General features: G+C 37.4%; 18 protein-coding genes. 16 read left to right on the top strand and 2 right to left on the bottom strand.

The window, feature by feature from the left end:
* Nucleotides 1-47: 47 nt before the first annotated feature.
* Complete coding sequence (gene gap / locus JMN12_RS06070) at nt 48-1,046, top strand: type I glyceraldehyde-3-phosphate dehydrogenase (protein ID WP_203138021.1); 999 nt, start codon at nt 48-50, stop codon at nt 1,044-1,046.
* 84 nt (nt 1,047-1,130) lie between these two features.
* Nucleotides 1,131-1,985, top strand: a complete 855-nt coding sequence (locus JMN12_RS06065; RefSeq protein ID WP_009412374.1) for a hypothetical protein — start codon at nt 1,131-1,133, stop codon at nt 1,983-1,985.
* A gap of 66 nt (nt 1,986-2,051) precedes the next feature.
* Here the strand turns inward: JMN12_RS06065 and JMN12_RS06060 are convergent, their stop codons facing one another.
* The gene (locus tag JMN12_RS06060; RefSeq protein WP_009412373.1) at nt 2,052-2,666 is read right to left on the bottom strand and encodes a deoxynucleoside kinase; all 615 of its coding nucleotides are present in this window, start codon (nt 2,664-2,666) and stop codon (nt 2,052-2,054) included.
* 14 nt (nt 2,667-2,680) lie between these two features.
* Entirely contained in the window at nt 2,681-3,163 is a 483-nt protein-coding gene (locus JMN12_RS06055) for an Lrp/AsnC family transcriptional regulator (protein ID WP_034555180.1), read from the bottom strand.
* A gap of 330 nt (nt 3,164-3,493) precedes the next feature.
* Between JMN12_RS06055 and JMN12_RS06050 the strand changes: the two genes are divergently transcribed.
* From JMN12_RS06050 to JMN12_RS15185, 14 genes are all read left to right on the top strand, one after another.
* Nucleotides 3,494-4,576, top strand: a complete 1,083-nt coding sequence (locus JMN12_RS06050; RefSeq protein WP_198467626.1) for an AMP-binding protein — start codon at nt 3,494-3,496, stop codon at nt 4,574-4,576.
* 2 nt (nt 4,577-4,578) lie between these two features.
* A complete protein-coding gene (locus tag JMN12_RS06045; protein WP_198467627.1) occupies nt 4,579-6,402 on the top strand; it encodes an ABC transporter ATP-binding protein in 1,824 nt (607 codons plus the stop codon).
* A 29-nt stretch (nt 6,403-6,431) separates the two neighbouring features.
* Nucleotides 6,432-7,220: an ADP-ribosylglycohydrolase family protein gene (locus JMN12_RS06040; protein WP_203084857.1), complete on the top strand. Its 789-nt coding sequence runs from the start codon at nt 6,432-6,434 to the stop codon at nt 7,218-7,220.
* Between the two features lie 100 nt (nt 7,221-7,320).
* On the top strand, nt 7,321-7,764 hold the full coding sequence (locus tag JMN12_RS06035; RefSeq protein WP_198475768.1) for a T9SS type A sorting domain-containing protein: 444 nt from the start codon (nt 7,321-7,323) through the stop codon (nt 7,762-7,764).
* A 25-nt stretch (nt 7,765-7,789) separates the two neighbouring features.
* Nucleotides 7,790-14,146 carry a polymorphic toxin type 23 domain-containing protein gene (locus JMN12_RS06030; protein WP_203138018.1) on the top strand — a complete coding sequence of 2,119 codons (6,357 nt, stop codon included), beginning with the start codon at nt 7,790-7,792 and terminating at the stop codon, nt 14,144-14,146.
* Between the two features lie 95 nt (nt 14,147-14,241).
* Nucleotides 14,242-14,589, top strand: coding sequence for a hypothetical protein (locus JMN12_RS06025; RefSeq protein ID WP_203138016.1), 348 nt, complete (start codon nt 14,242-14,244; stop codon nt 14,587-14,589).
* 129 nt (nt 14,590-14,718) lie between these two features.
* Complete coding sequence (locus tag JMN12_RS06020; protein WP_203082259.1) at nt 14,719-15,132, top strand: hypothetical protein; 414 nt, start codon at nt 14,719-14,721, stop codon at nt 15,130-15,132.
* Between the two features lie 352 nt (nt 15,133-15,484).
* Nucleotides 15,485-15,721 (top strand): Imm40 family immunity protein, encoded by a 237-nt coding sequence (locus JMN12_RS15200; RefSeq protein WP_227002972.1) that lies wholly within the window; start codon nt 15,485-15,487, stop codon nt 15,719-15,721.
* A gap of 173 nt (nt 15,722-15,894) precedes the next feature.
* On the top strand, nt 15,895-17,439 hold the full coding sequence (locus JMN12_RS15195) for an RHS repeat-associated core domain-containing protein (protein WP_238423828.1): 1,545 nt from the start codon (nt 15,895-15,897) through the stop codon (nt 17,437-17,439).
* A 1-nt stretch (nt 17,440) separates the two neighbouring features.
* Entirely contained in the window at nt 17,441-17,875 is a 435-nt protein-coding gene (locus JMN12_RS06005; RefSeq protein WP_203080642.1) for a DUF5958 family protein, read from the top strand.
* Nucleotides 17,876-18,415, top strand: coding sequence for a hypothetical protein (locus JMN12_RS06000; protein ID WP_203080643.1), 540 nt, complete (start codon nt 17,876-17,878; stop codon nt 18,413-18,415).
* Between the two features lie 408 nt (nt 18,416-18,823).
* Complete coding sequence (locus JMN12_RS05995) at nt 18,824-20,089, top strand: RHS repeat domain-containing protein (protein WP_238423827.1); 1,266 nt, start codon at nt 18,824-18,826, stop codon at nt 20,087-20,089.
* 32 nt (nt 20,090-20,121) lie between these two features.
* Nucleotides 20,122-20,739, top strand: a complete 618-nt coding sequence (locus tag JMN12_RS15190; protein WP_238423826.1) for a hypothetical protein — start codon at nt 20,122-20,124, stop codon at nt 20,737-20,739.
* 316 nt (nt 20,740-21,055) lie between these two features.
* Nucleotides 21,056-21,770 (top strand): RHS repeat-associated core domain-containing protein (locus JMN12_RS15185; protein WP_317193611.1); only part of this gene is annotated, 715 nt, incomplete at its 3' end.

The raw sequence follows: 21,770 nt of genomic DNA, 5'->3' as shown, positions 1-21,770 counted from the left end.
TAACAAACTTAAAATTAAATAACGAATAAATTAAATTTAACAGAATTATGTCAGTAAAAATTGGAATTAACGGTTTCGGACGTATTGGTCGTCTCGTATTCCGTGCTGCTTATGAAAGAGCCGACGTAGAAATCGTTGGTATTAACGACCTTTTGGATGTAGATTACATCGCTTACCTTTTGAAATACGATTCAGTTCACGGAACTTTTAAAGGTGATGTGAAAGTAGAAAATGGTCACTTAGTAGTAGATGGCAAAAAAGTGCGTATTACTGCTGAAAAAGACCCTAACAACCTTAAATGGAACGAAGTACACGCCGATGTAGTTGCTGAATGTACTGGTATCTTCACCACTTTGGAAAAAGCACAAGCTCACATCAATGCAGGTGCTAAAAAAGTAGTGATTTCTGCTCCATCAGCCGATGCTCCTATGTTTGTAATGGGTGTGAACCACAAATCAGTAAAACCTACTGATACTATCGTGTCTAACGCTTCTTGTACAACTAACTGCTTGGCGCCTATCGCTAAAGTATTGAACGATAACTTCGGTATCGAAGAAGCCCTAATGACTACAGTTCACGCTACAACTGCTACTCAGTTAACAGTGGACGGCCCTTCTAAAAAAGATTGGAGAGGTGGACGTTCAGCTCTTTGCAACATCATTCCTTCAACCACAGGTGCTGCTAAAGCTGTAGGTAAAGTAATTCCTGAACTCAACGGTAAACTTACCGGTATGGCTTTCCGCGTACCTACTGCCGATGTTTCAGTTGTTGATTTGACTTTCCGTACTAAAAAACCAACTACACTTGAAGAAATCAACGCTGCTATGAAAAAAGCATCTGAAGGTGAATTGAAAGGTATCCTTGGATACACTGAAGATTTGGTTGTTTCTCAAGACTTCGTAGGTTGCAAAAATACATCTATTTTCGATGCTAAAGCTGGTATCGGCTTGAGTGCTAACTTCTTCAAAGTAGTTTCTTGGTACGATAACGAAACTGGTTATTCAAACAAATTAGTAGATTTAGCTCAACACGTTGCTAAATTGTAATTCTTAAAAAAGGTGAGTTGCCCAACTTAGGGGTAAACTCACCTTTTTTTAATAAAATAATAATAATTTAAAAACCGAAACGATATGATTTTAATTGTAGACAGTGGTGCTACTAAGGCCGATTGGACTGCCTTAAACAGCAAAGGTGAAAAAATATTTTTTACGCAAACTTTAGGGTTGAACCCCGAAGTACTTACAGAAGAAATTCTCGTAGAGCGTATTACCACCAATTACCAATTGTTTGAAAACAGAAATTCAGTATCCGAAATTTATTTCTATGGTGCTGGTTGTGGTACTGAACGCATCCGTTACTTTGTAGAACGTAGCTTAGCAACTATCTTCAAAAACGCTAAAATAGAAGTAAAAGAAGATACTTATGCTGCTGTGTTTGCTACTACAGCCCCCTCCGATAAAGCTATTGTATGTATCTTAGGTACAGGTGCTAACTGTTCTTATTGGAATGGTAAAGAATTATACCAAGCAGTAGATTCATTAGGCTATATTTTGATGGACGAATCAAGTGGAAACTTCTATGGCAAACGCTTGATTATCGACTATTACTTCAAGAAAATGCCTGCTGACCTCGTGCAAAAATTTGAAAACCAATATGAATTGGGCTCTGATGTGATTAAAAACCACTTGTACAAAATGCCTAACCCTAATAGTTACTTGGCTACTTTTGCAAAATTTGTGGTTGAAAACAAAAATCACGAATATTGCCGCGATATGGTGAGAAAAGGTATGCAACTATTTGTAGACCACTGGATTTCTCAGTATGAAGATCGCTACGAAGTGCCTATCAACTTCGTGGGTAGTATCGCTTTCTTCCTCCAAGATATCTTGGAAGAAGTATTAGCTGAAAACAATCTTAAATTAGGAACTGTACTTAGAAAACCAATCGATGGGTTGGTAGCTTTCCACGTAAACAAATTCTTTTAATAACAAATAAAATATAAAAGAAAAAAAGACACTCACTATAGATATAGTGGGTGTCTCTTTTTAATTTTAAAACAATCCATAAAGAAGTCCATCTATTTTATTGATAATATCACCTAAATCTTCAGGGTTGTTTACAAAATCAATATTGTCTACTTCTATAATCAGTAGTTTCCCTTTATCATAGCCCTTTATCCACTGTTCATATCGTTGGTTGAGGCGGTTTAGATAGTCTATTGAGATTGTATTTTCGTAATCCCGACCGCGTTTTTGTATTTGATTTACCAAATTCGGTACTGAACTTCTGAGGTAAATCAGTAGATCTGGAGGGAGAACTAAGCGTTCCATTAGAGCGAACAGTGATTTATAATTGTCAAAATCACGAGAACTCATCAGCCCCATTTCGTGTAAGTTAGGAGCAAAAATATGAGCATCTTCGTAGATAGTACGATCCTGAATAATATCGTTGCCCTTTTCTCTAAAATCCAAAATCTGTCGGAAGCGACTGTTTAGAAAGTATATTTGTAAATTAAAACTCCAGCGCTCCATTTGGTGATAAAAGTCGTCTAAATAAGGGTTGTCTACCACATCTTCAAAGTGGGCTTCCCATTGGTAGTGTTTAGCTAATAGGGAGGTAAGTGTCGTTTTGCCTGCACCTATATTTCCTGCAATGGCTATGTGCATTTTTTAGATTGATTTTATTCAGTTTCTTCTTCGTTTATACTTTTAATCCAAGAGGTATTTTTGATTTGTTGAATTATGAAAGAACTTTGAATATTAGAAATAATTTCCATTTTAGAAAGTTTCTGTACAACAAATTTCTGATAATCTTCCATATCGTTGAGTATAACTTTCAGGAGGAAATCGTAACTACCTGCCATATACGAGGCTTCAAGCACTTCGTCAAGATTACTAATGTATTTCTCAAATTCTTCAAATAGTTGTCCGCTGTGTCTCAAAAGTTTTACTTGGCAGTAAGCTATCAGCCTTTTCCCAAGGGCTTTAGGGTCAGCAACAGCAACATATTTTTGAATAACACCTGTATTTTCCATCCGTTTAATACGTTCGTGAACAGGAGTAATTGATAAACCTACTTTTTCAGATAGACTTTTAACCGATTGTTTGCTATCTTTTTGTAGTTCATCTAAGATTTTTAAATCTATGCGGTCTAATTGATACATAATATTTGAATTTGATGCGGTAAAATTAAGAATTTTTTTGATATAAAACTGAACATTAGAGAAAATATTTTTGCTGTTTTTTTGTAAAATGCTCAAATACAGCTAAAAAATAAAAAGAAATACTAAGGTGATTTTTCTATTTGCTATCTATGAATTAGTAATTTTTTCTAAATCAATATAATTTTCCAGAATTGAGAGGTTTGATATCAAGGGTAACTTTTTTCATTGTAGCTTCAAGTAGAAAAAATCTAATATTTGTATTTAATTTTGTCTATTTCGTTTAAAAATTGTAGTTTTGCAATTGCTATCTAAACAATAATATTATTTTATATGGAAGAAATAGATTACAAATTTGTACATAAAGATTTTAGAATCAACGGTTTCCCTATTGATAGAGAACGCTTAATCATTTTAGCAGTAGCCTATGTAAAGGATGGCTTGCCTTACCGTAAAGCGGTAGGAAGATTTCTTTTGGATTGGCTTGATAATAAAGATTATATCGAAGCTACAACCTCAGGATCAACAGGTATCCCTAAACAAATTCAACTTAAAAAACAAGGAATGGTAAACTCTGCTTTGGCTACAGGTGAATATCTAAACCTTTCACCCAAAGACCGTGCTCTGTTGTGTCTGCCAGCCGATTTTATCGCAGGAAAAATGATGCTCATTCGTGCAATTGTTCTGGGCTTGCACCTCGATATTATCAGACCTTCATCTATGCCGCTATCGCTCACCAATAAAAATTACGATTTCTGTGCAATGATTCCTTTACAAGCAGCAAAATCTCTTACCGATTTACCTCGTGTAAAAAAACTAATTTTAGGCGGAGCTTCTATTGATGGTGAGTTAGAAGCTAAATTACAGAATATTTCTACCGAAGTATACTCTTCTTACGGAATGACCGAAACCATTTCGCATATTGCGATGCGTAAGGTAAATCACACCGAGCAACACGAAACTACTTACAAGGCAATGCCTAATGTGATTTTCACCCAAGACGACCGCCATTGCTTAGTAATCAATGCTCCTTTAATTGCCGATCACCCTGTAGTTACAAACGATATGGTAAACCTTATCTCTCACAATGAGTTTGAGTGGTTAGGACGTTTCGACAATATCATCAACTCTGGCGGTTTTAAGGTCTTTCCTGAAAGTGTAGAACGCAAAATCAAAAAGTATATCAAAGGAGATTACTTTATTACCAAAGAACCTGATGATGAATTAGGACAGCGCGCTGTATTATACGTACAAGGCGATGAAAAAGATTACCCTACTTTAGCTCACGATATCTATATGGATAAAGATATGCTAAAGTACGAAGTACCTCGCCAAATCTATTTCGTTCCTGAATTTGTATATACTGATAATCAAAAGTTAAGAAGGGACGAAACCGTTAAAAAATACAAAAAATAAGAATGAAACTCAAGAGATTTATCCCTTACCTATTGCCCTATAAACAACAGGCGTTTCTGAATATATTTTTTAATATACTCTACTCACTTTTCAGCGCCTTATCGTTTGTCGCACTGATTCCTATGCTCGATGTCCTTTTTGGCAAAACGCAACCTATATTACAAGAACCTGTCTATTCAGGAAATCTATTAGATCTGGGTAGTTATGGCAAAGCCTATTTGAACTATAAAGTAGGTGCGTTAGCAGGCGAGAATACCATTTGGGCATTAGCAATTGTGATTGCTTTGGTGCTTTCTCTTTTCTTACTAAAAAATTTATTCAGTTATTTAGCTTCTTTTTTTATTACCTATCTTCGTAATGGGGTACTTAAAGATTTGCGCAATAATCTGTATAAAAAAGTAGTCAATCAGCCAATAGCTTTCTTTTCCGATCAACGCAAGGGTGATATAATGTCCCGTATGATAGGCGATGTAAACGAAGTACAAAACTCTATGCTTTCAGCATTAGAATCGTTTATACGTGAGCCTCTTACCATCATATTTTCTATTTTAGTAATGTTAGGCATCAGCGTAAAACTCACTCTGTTTACTTTTATATTTATCCCTATTGCAGCAGCTATCATTTCTAAAATAGGTAAATCTCTTAAAAAGAACTCTATAGCAGTACAACAAGAACAAGGGCGATTTCTTTCTCTCATAGAAGAAACTATAGGCGGATTGCGTGTCATCAAAGCATTCAATGCCGAAAGTATATTCTCCAAGCGATTTGCCGACTCTAGCCAAACCTTTAACCGATTAAGCAACAAGGTAATGAATAGACAAAACTTAGGATCCCCTATGAGTGAGTTCCTCGGTATCTTGATGATTGCTATATTGTTGTGGTTCGGTGGTTCTCTGGTGTTGGTCGACAAAACTTTAGAGGGAACTCAGTTCATCGCTTTTATGGGCTTAGCTTACAATATCCTCACACCTGCTAAAGCTATCAGCAAAGCTTCTTACGATATGCGCCGCGGAAATGCTGCTGCCGAGCGTATCTTGGAAATACTCGATTACGAAAACCCCATCAAAGAACGTGAAAACGCTGTGGTGATAAAAAATTTTACTACAGCTATCACCTTAAAAGAGGTTACTTTTGCTTATGCTGAACAACCCGTGCTCTCCCATTTTTCGTTAGAAGTGCCTAAAGGAAAAACAGTAGCTTTAGTAGGGCAATCAGGGAGTGGAAAAAGTACTATTGCTAACCTAATCACTCGTTTTTACGATGTAAACGAAGGTGCAATCCTCATCGATGGAGTGGATGTAAAAGATATGCAAACCACTTCCTTGCGCAAACTTATAGGGGTAGTGTCGCAGGACTCTATACTCTTCAATGATACCATAAAGAACAACCTACTGATAGGTAAACCCGATGCTACCGATGAGGAACTTATAACAGCAGCCAAAATCGCCAACGCCTATGAGTTTATAAACGACTTGCCTGAAGGTTTTGAAACTAATATAGGTGATGCAGGTAGCAAGCTCAGTGGAGGTCAAAAACAGCGCTTGAGTATTGCCCGTGCCGTACTGAAAAATCCCCCTATAATGGTACTCGACGAAGCTACTTCAGCACTCGATACCGAAAGCGAACGATTGGTGCAAAACGCTTTAGAGAATATGATGAAACACCGTACCTCTATAGTTATTGCTCACCGCCTTTCCACTATACAAAATGCCGACTTGATTGTCGTGATGCAAAAAGGACGTATCGTAGAACAAGGTACCCACAGCGAACTAATACAAAAAAATGGTATGTACAAACGATTAGTAGAAATGCAAACCATTGAGTAATACCATAATCAACTAATTGATTATTAGTTATGAAACAGACGATCTTAGGAGCAATAGCAGGAGATGTGATCGGTTCAGTATACGAATTTAATAACACACGAACTACTGATTTTCCACTATTTAAAAGAGAAACAACCTTTACGGATGATACAGTAATGACTATTGCCATAGCCGATGCGATCCTTCACAATAAGGATTTTGCTCAAACAATATTAGACTATGGTAAGCGTTATCCAAATAGAGGTTATGGAACAAGTTTTTTTAAGTGGTTAGCACACGATACCCCCGCACCACCCTACAATAGTTGGGGGAACGGTTCGGCAATGCGTGTAAGTGCGGTGGGTTTTGCTTATAATGATTTAGATAAAGTACTTAAAAAAGCAGAAAAAACAGCAGTAGTAACACACAATCACCCAGAGGGTATCAAAGGAGCACAAGCTACAGCAGCTGCTATTTTTCTGGCACGAACAGGTAAAAATAAAGCTGAGATAAAAGCTTATATAGAGCAAAAGTTTGGATATGATTTAGATTTTACCCTTGATGAAATACGCCCTACTTTTCCATTTGACGAAAGTTGTCAAGGTACAGTACCCCAGTCAATTGTTGCCTTTTTGGAGAGCACAGACTATGATAGCGCTATACGATTAGCAATTTCATTAGGTGGTGATAGCGATACCATTGCTTGCATAACAGGAGGTATAGCAATAGCTTTTTATAAGGAGATGTCACAAGTTATAGTAGATAAAATACGTAGAGAATATTTACCTCCTGCTTTTGTTACTATTATTGATGAATTCGACTTAGTTTTTAATAACTAATAATGAAGTATAAAAGTGCAAAAAATATTTCCCATATTTTCTTGCACTTTTCATTTCTTATTCCTACCTTTGTGCCGATTATTACCAAACTTACTAAACAATGTTAAAATATTTCCTCTTCTTTTTTGGTACTTTAAGTATCTACGCTCAAAAAGAGTACTGTTTTCAGTATGATAGCGCTGGCAACCAGCGCCGTGCGCTCTTGTGTCTCAATGCAACCGATGAGGCTACTGATGAAGAAATTTTTGATGAACTTCCTGATAATCTCAAATCTTTAAATAGCGATAACTCAAAAGTACAGCTATATGGTGTGCCTAACCCTGCTACCGACCAGATAGGAGTCTATTGGCAACACAGCGAAAATGGAGCGCTTACGCATTTAGCAATCTTCACCGTCAACGGACAGTTAATGCAACAAATTGATAACCTCCCACCTACAGAACCTTACCATATCAATATCTCCACTTGGTCAGCAGGCTATTACTTTATGGTGGCTACATTCTCGGATGGTAGCAAGAAAATCTTTAAAATTGTAAAAAAATAACAATACCTATATTACTATTATTACTATGAAACACATACTCTACATATTACTCAGCTTAAGCAGCCTAACTGTTACAGCACAGGAGCTGCCTTATAAGATCATCAAAAAGACTTCTTTTCATCGTGATGAGCCTACGCCTCCTACCCTTACGCAGCTACCTGTGAGCAGTGCAACAACCGCTGGTGGGGTGTCGGGGACTGACTTAGGCATCACCCCGAGCAGTCTGGACGTGAGTGCCACAGGGGCAGCAGTGTATACCATTCCTATTGCAGTGCCTGCGGGTATCAATGGCGTGCAGCCTAATCTTGCGCTTACCTATAACAGTCAGGCGGGTAATGACATTGCAGGCTATGGCTGGAATATCACGGGTATCTCAAAGATTAGCCGTGTAGGCTCCACCCCTTACCACAACGGACAACTCACAGGGGTTAATCTCACTGAAACGGATCAGTTTGCTCTTGATGGTCAGCGCTTATTGCTTAAAGAAGGCACTCACGGAGCAGATGGAGCAGTGTATGAGACAGAGAATTTCTCGAATGTGAAGGTTATAGCCAAGGGAACTTTTGGAAATGGTATCTTTGGACCGAGTTATTTTGAAGTGCTATATCCTGATGGGAGTAAGGCGTATTATGGGAAGGGGGAGAAAAGTAGCGATCCTCTCCAATATAATATATCTTCTTGGGAAAATGCTATAGGAATAAGTATTATTTATAAATATGTAAAAGTAAATAATATGAGTCTCCCTGATGTCATTAACTATCAAGGAGGGTCAATCTCTTTTACCTATGATCCTATACCACGAAAGCGTCCTATTAGCTTTTATGTTGCAGGGATATATTTTGAGAACATAAGACCTTTACTCTCTATTGATACTTATGCTGATAAAGGACATTATAGAAGCTATGAATTACAATACGACAGCAATAGCTTAGGCTATAATAGATTGATTAATATACAAGAGCGCGTAGGAGGAGTACTAAGAAATCCAATAGAATTAAGATATACAAATATAGGTAACGAAGGACTAAGTTTGATAAAATCAGAAGGAAGTTTGGGATTAACAGGAGTAAGCAACTTAAATTCAGCAGTAGTTTCCTTAGATTTCAATGGAGATGGTTATTTGGACTTTATAATGTATCCTACAAAAGGTCCTGATGCCTATAAAAAAGTATATATTTTTGATGGGTTTAGGAATAAAGAAGCTCCTTTTACCATAGGTGTTTCTATGCCAGAATTTAAAGAAATATTTCCTGCACAGATTCTCTCTCATCTTAATTACCAGATGGAAGGGCAGGCTTTTATAGCTACACGAGTAAAAGATAATAAATTGCTTTTTGATATATATTCAAAATATTCTATTACACCATTTATTTATCAGTATAGTAAAGAATTTCAAATACCAACCTATACAGAAGAAAGATGCTATAGAGAAGATATAGATGTACCTGTTAAAATAAAAGTACTATCGGGAGATTTTGATGGGAATGGACTTACAGATATTCTTACAATAGAAGAGCCTTTGATATTAAGCACAGATTGTGAAGGAGAGTATGGAGGGCATTGTAGTTGCAAGCACTATATTGAAGGGGGCGTTAAAGTAAATTGGTTAGATTTGGATAGGAGAAAAGAAAATAACTATACTAAACATATAGGAGAATTAGAAAAACAATATGAGAATGGCGACCTCTTGCAAGCCATTGATATGAATGGTGATGGTAAGACTGATTTAGTGCATATTTCACAGGGGGTTATATATGTTTATGAACTTAATGAGCAGTATCAACTCAAAAAGCTTATAGAAGAACATAACCCATTGATTTTATATAAAAATACACTGCTATTCACTCACACAATACCTCCTGTGATTGGTGATTTTAATGGAGATGGAAAAATTGACTTAATGTTACCTAGAACTACTTCTACCAAAGTCTATGATATTTTGTATGGAACAGGGAAGGGGTTTACAACTAAGAAGGAAATAAGTCTACCTTTCCTTTATGAGGTATACCCATCTCCTGATGGCAATGGGTATATAGACACTCGTCTCATCGCCATTGACTTTAATAATGATGGAAAAAGTGATATATTAGAGTTCCGTATTGGAAATAGAGATAAAAAAGAGGATTTCAGAGGTTTTAAAATATATAAAAACATTGGTAACACAGGAGATCTTTTTGAAAGAATAGGAAGTGATAGATATATAGATTTCTCAACAGGGTCTTCTGGTCATTTGATATTTTCAAATCCAGATAAGAAGAATGTTTTTATGGATATTTCTTTACTTTTTGACAACTGTGTTGAGACACTCTACTCACAAAAGAATAATAAAGAAGAAATGCTTCTACGTACTATCAATAATAAACAAGCTTATAGTATTAGTTATGGAAAAATGGAATCTAACGAAGGTAAGAGTCGATTAGACCCTGAAACACATTATCACGGAGTCCTATATGAGGATGCTCATTTTGCTCATAAATTTCCTTATATAGGATTAGGAAGTGTGCCTTCTATATATTTAGTATCTAAAATAGAGCGTTCTGGATTTAATTTCCCAAACACCGAACAACATTTTAACTATTATGGTGCCTATACACACTCTGATGGATTAGGATTTTTAGGTTTTAAGGGAATATGTCGTAGTAATTGGTTTGAAGCAAACAAACAAAATGTTCAAGCATTGTATTCTTATCAAGAGAGAGATATTTTATTAAGAGGAGCTCCTGCCAATGAATATACACTCAGTTACCCTTCAACATATATTCCTACACTTGATTTTCTTTCCAAAACCACCTATATCTACACCCACTCCGAAGCCCCTAACAAGTGCTTTAAACTCCAGTTGGACAAGCAGGTTATTGAGGATAAACTCAAAGGCGTTACTACCACCCAAGCTTTTACCTATGATGCTGACCTCAACCCTACACAAATCACCACAGAAACCGATGGCTATAAACAAGTACAGGAACTGCAATACGCCCCAAAAGAAAGCAGTCCCTACCGTATGGGCTTGCTCACCCATAAACGCACAGCAAGCACTTTGGACGGTGATACTTTTACGGCTGAGGAAAGCTATACTTATGAGAATGGGTTAATCAGCACTGCCAAAACAAAAGGCAACGGCACAGGCGAGCACACCGAAAAATTTAGTTATGACCCCTATGGCAATATAACCCAAAAGGAAACTATTGCTGAAGACGGACAAAAGCGCAGTGAGCAATACACCTACGACCCTACCCACCGTTTCGTTGCTACCCATACCGATTTTGAAGGCTTAAAAACAACTTTTACCTACGATGAGCGCGGTAATCTTCATAAAGAAACAAACCCTTGGGGGCAGTCTACCTCCTACCAATATGATATCTGGAATCGCCCTATAAAGGTAACTGATTACTTAGATAAAAGCCTGCACACTACTTATGAAGCGAATGGCAGCAAATACAACATCCGCTCGGATAGTGATGACGACAGCTATACAAGTGAAACCTACAACGCACTCGGTTGGCTTTTGGAAAGTGAAGCGTCTACTGCCTTGGGAGCTACTGCTGTGCGCTATGAGTATGACGCCTTAGGAAGAACCATAGGTAAAAGTGAACCTTTTGCTGCTGGTGGCAGTCCACAGGGCTGGACACGCACTGAGTACGACCGCTATGGGCGTCCTGTGCAAGTAACTACCGCTCACGGCAAGACCATTCGCACCTCTTACGACGGTTTAAAGACCACTGTAGACGATGGCTCTAAACAAATCACCACTACCCAAAATGCTATCGGAAAAACCATAAGCCAAAGCGACCCAGGAGGCACGATTAAGTACACCTACTTTGGCAATGGTGCACTCAAAACTGCTAACTACGAGGGGGTCGAACAGAAAATAACCCAAGACGGCTGGGGTCGCAAAACAAGCCTTACCGACCCTGCCGCAGGTGTTTATCGCTACGCTTACGACAGCTGGGGGCGTCTTACTGAGGAGACTACCCCTAAGGGTAAAACTACGCTTACCTACGAGCCCAACAGCGACCGCTTGAAGAGCAAGCACTTAGTAGGCGACCATACCGATATGCTCATCCGCTATACCTATAATGCCGAAAAGCTCCTGACCCAAATAGACAATGAGAACCAGGACGGCAATAGCGATCATTACACCTATACTTATGACCACAACCGCCAGCTACTTACCAGCAGCGAGACCAACCCTTGGGCAAAGTATACCCAAGCCTATACTTATGACCTTTTCGGTCGGGTACAAAAGGAAATGACCACCGCAGAGGCAGCAGGCAAACGCGCGAGTGCAATGGTGCAATACCGCTATCAAAATGGTGAACTCGTGGAAATGAAGGACGACAAGGGTGTAACCCTTTGGAAACTCAGCAGTGAAAACCCCTACGGACAACCCCTTGTAAGTCATAAAGGCAATGTAAAAGAGACGTATACCTACGACAAAGGCTTTCCTGTAAGTCAGCTCTTGCAAAATGAAGACAAGGCAATTGGAGCACTTACGTGGCAGTTTAACCCTCAAAAAGGACTATTAGATAGCCGTCAATACAGCTTTTGGGGTAAACAAGAGGATTTTAGCTATGATAACTTAGACCGCCTGACCGCTTGGGGCGATGCCAACACCCCAGCACAAACCCATAGCTATGATGAGCGTGGGCGCATTACTGAAAATAGTCTTTTGGGTACTTATAAATATCCTGCTAAGGGTTATGACCAAGAAAAATTAGTATTGAACTCTACAGGCGAAGCTTTTTATAAAGAGGCACCAATGCCCGTGATACGTTACAATATGCTCAAAAGTCCTGAGCAAATATACGTAAAGGACAAAGAGCGTATCACCTATTTGTACAATGCCTTTGGTAGTCGTGCCCATAGCTTTTATGGCAATGCGGAAGTTGAAAAAGAGAAACGCCCAACCCATAAACATTACAGTACCGATGGCAGTGTAGAAATCAAAGAGGATAAAACAAAAGGAAGTATTGACTTTCTATTTTACCTCGGTGGCGACCCGTATTCAGCTCCTGCGGTATATACTTCTAATAATGGTGAAGAGGGCAAATTATTATTCCTACACCGCGATCAGTTAGGCAGTATTGTAGCCATCACCGACCTTAATGGCAAGCTCGTAGAAGCCCGCCATTTTGATGCTTGGGGCAAGGTGCTAAGCATCACTGACGGCAACGGCAACAAGTTAGAAAATTTATTGTTAGATCGCGGCTATACAGGGCACGAGCACCTCGCAAGTGTAGGCTTAATACATATGAACGGACGTCTCTACGACCCTGCTTTGCATAGGTTTCTAATGCCTGATAACTATATTCAAGACCCATTCAACACTCAGAATTTTAATAGGTATGGGTATTGTTTGAATAATCCGCTAAAATATACAGACCCCAATGGAGAAATCATTTGGGCAGCTGTTATTGTTGGTGCTATCATAGGAGCAACAAGCTATGCTACTAGCGCAGCTATGCACGATAATTGGTCGTGGGAAAAATTTGCTTGGTCAACCTTAGGAGGAGCTGTTATGGGTGCTATTGGTGGTTCTTCAGTGGCAACTTCACTATCGGGAGAGAGTGTCTTAAATGGCTTTATCACAGGGGCTTCTTCTGTCCTTATGCCAAGCTACAATGTATCTATAGGTGATTTTAGTGTAGGTCTCTCTTTAGCTATTGCTTTTGGTAACGCTGGAGGAATGGGGGTTAACTTAGGTGCTAGTTATCAAAGTGGAAATTTTTCTATTTCGGGAGGCGTAGGACTTATGGGGTATGTTAATTACAATCGATTCTGGAAGAACAATTTTGAAACACGCTATTCTGCTATGGCTTCTTGGGATGATGGTAAATTAGGTTTGTCTCTTGGAACAAACATCTGGAAAGGTGATTTTGAGCAAAGAACAGGGGTTATAGGACTTCATAGTGGGGATTTTAGAATGATGTATGAAAATGATGGGGGAGCAGGAATTAAACATTTAGGATTAGGGGATAGAAACGATAGTTATAGAACAGCAGCCTTAAATATTGGAATAGGAGATTTTACTGCTGGATTTAATCTTTTTACTGGTAGAAGAAACAGGAAAGATCAAGAAAAAGAAGTCAAAATCATTAATTCTAGAGGGAAATATGAAAATCCTATTGTAAATACAGTAGACTGCTATGGAGCTAATTATAAAAGAGGATATGTTAATGAAATGGGGGTAAAGCATCGTTTGGGGGCTTTAACTTTGGGATATGGTGGTTTCCGAGTAGGAGCTAATAGCGAAAAAGTAAGACATGCTATTCAAGATGTGGTTATTCACGGTTTGATAAAAGACAGAGGTTTTGAAAATCAATCTTGGAAATGGGATTCTTTTTATCAGTATAGAACTTATAATCCTTTTACATCATGGTAAGAAAAGTTTTCTATATATTATTTTTCGTCTCAGTATTGGCAAATACTTTTTCTTGCCAAATGATGAATAGAAGTAGATATAAAAATTGTAATGATATGATCATTACAGAAAATATTTTTTCATTGATAGATACTACTCAATATTATAAAATTGAGTATCTGCAAACAGGTTATAACTCTATCTCTTGTAAGTTTTCTTCTACAGGAAAGATTTATTATTTTTATGGCTGGAAGAGTGTTCCTAATAGAACTCAAAGAGGAAGATTTTATTTAGAGGATGAGTTTTTAGTATTGAATACCTATGTAAAATACCCGCAAGGAGGAATAAGAACAAAGAAAATCCTTACAGCTGTGTGTGATGGAGTTCTCTATTTTAGGTATGAAGATGAGTGCGAAAAGAGTATAAGGTTAACTCCTATCAATGCAAAATACAATCAACAATAGTTTTTATACAGAATTGGAAACCTTTTATCAGTACAGAACTTATAATCCTTTTACATCATGGTAAGAAAGATAATATTAATGTTATTTATTCTGTTCAATATACAATGCTATTTTAGGAATGAATACGGAATGGTTAGATTAAAAAAAAGAAACATTATTAAACCTTTAGAATTTAACTCGGTTTATAGTAAAATAGATACTACAGTTCTTTATAAAGATTGCTCAAATAAATATAAAAAAGCTATTAAGTTTTATAAAGATGGAAAAGTTGGTTGTTTTTTTTATGTTGATTCTACTGACATAACAACAATAGACCCCAGAAGGGCTCTAATGGGAAAATTCGAGCTAAAAAATGGGAAAATTTATATGAATTTTATAGCAAGAAATTCTCAAGTAGGTCGTTTTCTGTTAAAAGAAAAAAGTATAAATATAGAAGATACTTTGTTAGTTACCATAGGAGAAGGAATTTTTAATAAGGATACTATTGTGTATAAGAAAAAAATAATACCTAAGGATTGGTTAATATATTCTCCTGATTGGTAATATATCTCTTCCTGATGAGATGATTATTATCAATTCAAAACACGAAATGGATTTACATTATGGTAAAAAAAAAAATTATTTATAGCTTATTTGTGATAATTATATACAGTTGTTCTGTTTTTGATGGTCATAATAATTAACGTCAGTTCGATATAACAGAATATTGATTTACAGCTTTGTAACATAATATATTCACAAAATAATTCACCGTCAGGTGAAAATTCGTGAGATAATATAAAGTAAAGAGTTTTATACAGTCTCAATTTCGTGAAAATTCGTGAAATTCGTGGGAGATTTAAAATATTTTGCTGATTGTTAAACAATTACTTACGTCGAACTCACGTTAAATAATATGGAATTAACAGATAAATTAATAGCACTACTAAAAAGAGGAACTCCAGTATATGGAACAATACAAAAATCTTTTTCAAAAAATGATGCCTTAGAGATTTTAGAAGAATGCCTAAAACTAAAAATTACAGTTTTTGGAGGGGATGTAGTAGAGTATAAAAATAATTATTTTGAACATAATTATGACAATTGGAGTTGCGAAAGAAAAAAAATGAGTCTGATGCTGATTATGCTTTGAGAAGTGCTAAAAGAGCTATTAAATACATTTTAGAATATAAAAAGGATAATGCTTATTTTATCCTTGTACTTAATGTAAAAGATGAAACTATTAAGCAATATCTTTTTTTTAGTGAGATGATTTTGTAACCTATCACCAACGAAGCAGGCGATACTCATTTAGAAAAACACCCTTTGCCTATTGTAAGGTATAATGCTTTTAAAGCTCCTGAGCAGATATATGTAAAGGACAAAGAGCGAATAAGCTATGAATACAATGCCTTTGGTGAACGTTCACACTGTTATTATGGTAATGTCGAAGTAGAAAAAGCCAAACGCCCAATGCTAAAACACTACAGCCACGACGGTAGTGTAGAGATAGTATGTAACAAAACCGATAACAGCACCAAGTTTATACTTTACTTAGGCGGTGATGCCTATAGTGCCCCTGCAATACTCATTTCGGACGGTGAAACGCAAAAACTCTATTACTTACATAGAGATTACTTGGGTTCTATAGTAATGCTCACCGATGAGAACGGCAACATCGCTGAAAGACGCCATTTTGACCCTTGGGGACAACCCATAAAAGTAGAAGATGCTGCAGGTAACACCCTAGACAAACTTACCCTATTAGACCGAGGTTTTACAGGACACGAACACCTACAAACGGTAGGACTTATACATATGAACGGACGGTTGTACGACCCAGCGCTACACCGTTTCTTACAACCTGACAACTACGTACAAGACCCTTTTAACACGCAGAACTTTAATCGATATGGGTATTGTTTGAATAATCCGTTGGTATATGTAGATCAGGATGGGGAATGGATATTTTTAGTTGCTGCGGTAATAGGTGCTTATATAGGAGGAGCGCAAGCTAATGGCACATACAATCCGTTTAAATGGAATTATAGCAATGCAGATACTTGGATGGGTATTACAGGAGGTGCTATTATAGGAGTAGCTTCTGCAGGAGTTGGAATTGCCGTAGGAGAAGCTGTTGCAGCCGAATTAGCTGCTGTTGGAATTTCAGGAGGAATTATGGGGGGAGCTATTGCTGGGGTCTCAGGAGGAATAGCCTCAGGATTTATTTCTGGAGGATTTATGAGTGGACTGCCTGGTGGTGATGGAGATTTTTTGGGAGGAGCAGGAAAAGGTGCTTTGTATGGTGGTATAGGAGGTGCTGTTATAGGAGGTGCTGGTGGAGGATTTGCCGCCTACAAGTCTGGAAATAATGTATGGACAGGCAATCCTATAAGACAATCTATTTCACCATTAGAGACTTCTTCGAAAGGAATTAAACCTTTAAGTATAGAACCTGAAAATTCAAAAATAGAACTTAGCTTAAAAAGTCAAATTCAACATTCTAATGTAATAGAGGGAGAAACGAAGCTTATCCCAGTCAAAACCTTAGAAAATGGTATTAAAACTATAAGGATAGAGACAAATACTAGTGTAAAATTGTCTAATGCTGAATTATTACGGATTCAAAATGCAGCAAATCGTATAGGAAGACCTATTACAGTTGTTGGGAGTAGAGCTGCTGGAAAAGCTGGGCCTTATTCTGATTGGGATTATGTAATAGAAAAGGGACTTAATAGTAAAGAATGGAGTAAAATTAAAAATTCTATTCCAGGAGCTAAATCTTTTATTGATAATACTCCGAGAAAAATAGATATTTTCGATGGTAATATAAATAGATCTAAACCTTATATAAAAATATATCCTAATTAAGATGATAAACACTGAAGAAATACGGCTAAACAAATATGCTCAAGGGCTTGTTGAAGAAAAAGAAATTACAACATACTTCTGTAAGTTCAACGTAGATCAGAAAAGAGAATATCTCAGAGAACTTTCCTCGCTTATAATACAATCAAAACCTGAAGAGGAAGATATTTCTAATTCTATTGTAAATAGTAAGTTACGAACAACTTTTACCCCTTGTGTATTATTGAGAAAAGGAGGAAAAGAATACCATAACTTGATAAAGATAATTCACCTTCCTGAGGAGGAATTAGATAAAGTTCTTATCTTATTCTTGCATCTATTTAAAATTGCTTATCAAAGGCGCTATCTTAAAGAGAAAAACACTCCTTACAAGTGGTGGTATTGGGATATGTCCGACCCAGAGAGAATGAGAATGATAGAAAACGCCTGTAATTTATAAATGATGAATTGGAGAGATTGGTTTTCAGAAATAGAAAAAGACTTTGGATTTCATAAACCTATCAGCTGGACTGAAAAGATCAGCACAGTTGAGGAGTTTTTAGAACGCTATCCTAATGATATGCAGTTACATATCAGGGCTCTCTACTTTTTGCATAACATCTTAGTAGAAGAGGAGTACCCGATACAGTCCACAGAGCCTATGAGCTGCCTATTGCGAAAGTGGTTTACCGAAGCAAATCCTAAATTTGCAGTATCAGCCGAGTATCTTTTCTTTGTAGGAAAAAGGCTCTTCATTGCTGAGTGGTTCTTTGGACTAAATGACACTACTCAAGCAATAGTATTCCAAGAGAAAGCCCATATTTTAGAGCCTAAGAGAAAACTTTACAAATGGGCATACTATATGGCAATTGGGCAGGAATATCAAAATTTAGCAAAAGAAATTCTTAACAACACAGAAGAGATCAAATGGCTAAAGGAACGTGGATTTCCTAGTGAATATGTGTTAGAACAATTATATACATCAACAGAAATCAATTAACTCCGATACAGCAAGACATATTATTATTTTCGTAATAGTTAACTCAAGCTACTAATAGATTATGGATATAAAGACTATCTTTTTGAAAAATATTTTGTAACCTTGCATCGTGATTTAAGTACATTAAAATATTGAAAAATAAGTCCTGAACAGCTATACGTAAAGGACAAAGAGCGTATCACCTACTTATACAACGCCTTTGGCAATCGTGCCCATAGTTTTTATGGCAATGCGGAAGCTGAGAAAGAAAAACGCCCTATTCATAAGCATTACAGTGCCGATGGCAGTGTAGAAATCAAAGAGGATAAAACAAAGGGCAGTATTGACTTTCTATTTTACCTCGGTGGCGACCCATATTCAGCTCCTGCGGTATACAGCAGCAATGGAGAAGAAGGAAAACTACTCTTTTTGCATAGAGACCAATTAGGGAGTATTGTCGCTATTACCGACCTTAATGGCAAACTCGTAGAAGCAAGGCATTTTGATGCTTGGGGCAAGGTGCTAAGCATTACTGACGGCAATGGCAATAAGTTAGAAAACTTACTACTTGACCGTGGTTTTACGGGACACGAACGCCTGCAAACCGTAGGGCTTATCAATATGAATGCTCGTTTGTACGACCCAGCACTACACCGTTTCTTACAACCCGATAACTATGTACAAGACCCTTTTAATACCCAGAACTTTAATAGGTATGGATATTGTTTGAATAACCCACTGGTATATGTAGACCAAAATGGAGAGTTTTGGCATTTAGTCATAGGCGCTGTCGTAGGAGGAGTGATAAATTGGATTTCAAATGGTGCACGTCTTGATGCTAAAGGACTTGGCTATTTCGCAGTAGGAGCTGTGGCAGGGGCTGTAGGGGCTGGTATAGGTTCTGGAGTGAGTGCTTCATTAGCTGGAGGTACGTTTGCAGGAGGGTTTATGAGTACCTCAGTGGCGGTTTCTTCGAGTTTTATAAATGGTGCTGCTATAGGGGCAGCCTCTGGCTTAGGTGCTGGATTTGTAGGAGGCTTTGGTAATGGATTGGTAGGAGGGCAAAATATCGGACAAGCTTTTGGTAGTGGTATAACTAATGGATTGATAGGAATGGCAATGGGAGGTGTTATAGGAGGTCTCTCAGGAGGTATAGATGCCGCTATTGACGGAAGACGTTTTTGGGATGGAGCTACTGTGCAAAAAAACATATTAGCTCAACAAAATATTCCTAAAGTTGGACAAGTAGGTGATAATAATTGTTTACCAGCCAGTGCAGAAGCTGTAGACAAGTCTTTTGGAGGAAATATGACTCAGGAACAAATAAGAGATTTAGTTAATTTCGGAAGTGACCCTAATATAGTTCCTTTAGATGATGTGGGACTTTGGGGTGCTTATGCAAATGCTTCTGGACATACTGTAGCAGGAGAACATTTTAAACTTATATCTTTACCAACAGTATTATCTAAAATGCAAGGAGGAGCAAGGGTAGCTATTAATATGAATATGGGACAAAGTGTTGGACATAGTGTGATTATGCAACGTATTGTTCAAAAAACAATTATAAAGCTTAATGGAAGTGTTATACAAAAAACATTCTATTATGTTATGAACCCAGCTAATGGCGGTAGTTTTCATAAAATAGATGCTACTCAAATCACAAATTCCTATAATATTTTTTATATATCAAGATAATGATAATGAGGAGGCTATTTATTATTATAGTATTGAATTCTTCTTGGTGCTTTTTGTACTCTCAAGATACTATCAATATGATTGATAGGTTGCATATCAAGGGAGAACTGAAAGAGTTAGAGGATAGAATAGAGTATCTTGTGAGAAAAGCTAAGATAGTAAATGAAACCGAAGAACTCAAGCAATTTCATATATTTGGATTGTATAATATTTTATTTAGAGTGCCAAACTATAAGGCTTATAAAGAGGAGTATTTAGACGGTTCTTTTGTCTGCTACTTAATGCCTAACTATTATAACATAAAACCTCAAGGACTTTTTAAGAAAAGGAAAAGTTACTTATATACTCGTACTTATATTACTGATAGTAAAGGTGAGTTAGTTGCGACAGGAGATGTGAGATTTATTTCAAACTCAAGAGCATATAAATCATCTCTTCCAGAAAATGAGTTAGCTAAATTTCTTTTTGATAAGAAGTTTGATATGCTTTTCTATATGGGAGGAGTTTATGGATATTTTACAGCTATAAAGAAAAGTAAACTATGTGTTATTAGTACTTTTGGTGGAGAAATAGAAGTGTATGAATGGGAGTACTTTGTGAATAATTGTTTAGATAAAATAGTGCCTTCTCAGTTTATAGAAGAAAAATAAAATTAAGTACAATGCCTTTGGCGAGCGTTCACATTGCTATTACGGTAATGCTGAAGCTGAAAAGGAAAAACGCCCTATTCATAAACATTACAGTGCCGATGGCAGTGTAGAAATTAAAGAGGATAAAACAAAAGGAAGTATTGACTTTGTCTTTTATCTCGGTGGCGACCCGTATAGTGCTCCTGCGGTATACAGCAGCAATGGTGAAGAAGGCAAATTATTATTCCTACACCGCGATCAGCTTGATAGTATTATAGCCATCACCGACCTTAACGGCAAGCTCGTAGAAGCCCGCCATTTTGATGCTTGGGGCAAGGTGCTAAGCATCACTGACGGCAATGGCAATAAGTTAGAAAACTTACTACTTGACCGCGGTTATACAGGACACGAACACCTCTCAAGCGTAGGGCTTATTCATATGAATGGGCGTTTGTACGACCCTGCTTTGCATAGGTTTCTAATGCCCGACAACTATATCCAAGACCCTTTTAACACCCAAAACTTTAATAGGTATGGGTATTGTTTGAATAACCCGCTGGTGTATGTGGATGAGAATGGGGAGTTTTGGCATTTAATCATAGGTGCTGTCGTAGGAGGAGTGATAAATTGGATTTCAAATGATGCACGTCTTGATGCTAAAGGACTTGGCTATTTCGCAGTAGGAGCTGTGGCAGGGGCTGTGGGAGCTGGTATAGGCTCTGGAGTGAGTGCTTCATTGGCTGGAGGTACGTTTGCAGGAGGGTTTATGAGTACCTCAGTGGCGGTTTCTTCGAGTTTTATAAATGGTGCTGCTATAGGGGCAGCCTCTGGCTTAGGTGCTGGATTTGTAGGAGGCTTTGGTAATAGTTTAGTCTCAGGTCAAAATATTGGACAAGCACTAAAAAATGGAATTAACGATGGATTAACAGGGGCTGCTTTCGGAGCTATAACAGGTGGTATAGCTGGTGGTATTGATGCTGTAATTGATGGAAGAAACTTTTGGAGAGGAGATAGAAAAATACTTGATGTAGATTTGCCTATCCCCCAAGTAA

The organism is Capnocytophaga genosp. AHN8471, from assembly GCF_016806945.1.
Lineage (GTDB): Bacteria > Bacteroidota > Bacteroidia > Flavobacteriales > Flavobacteriaceae > Capnocytophaga > Capnocytophaga periodontitidis.
The sequence above is the reverse complement of the archived record's forward strand: the minus strand, read 5'-3'. Positions and strand labels throughout refer to the sequence as shown.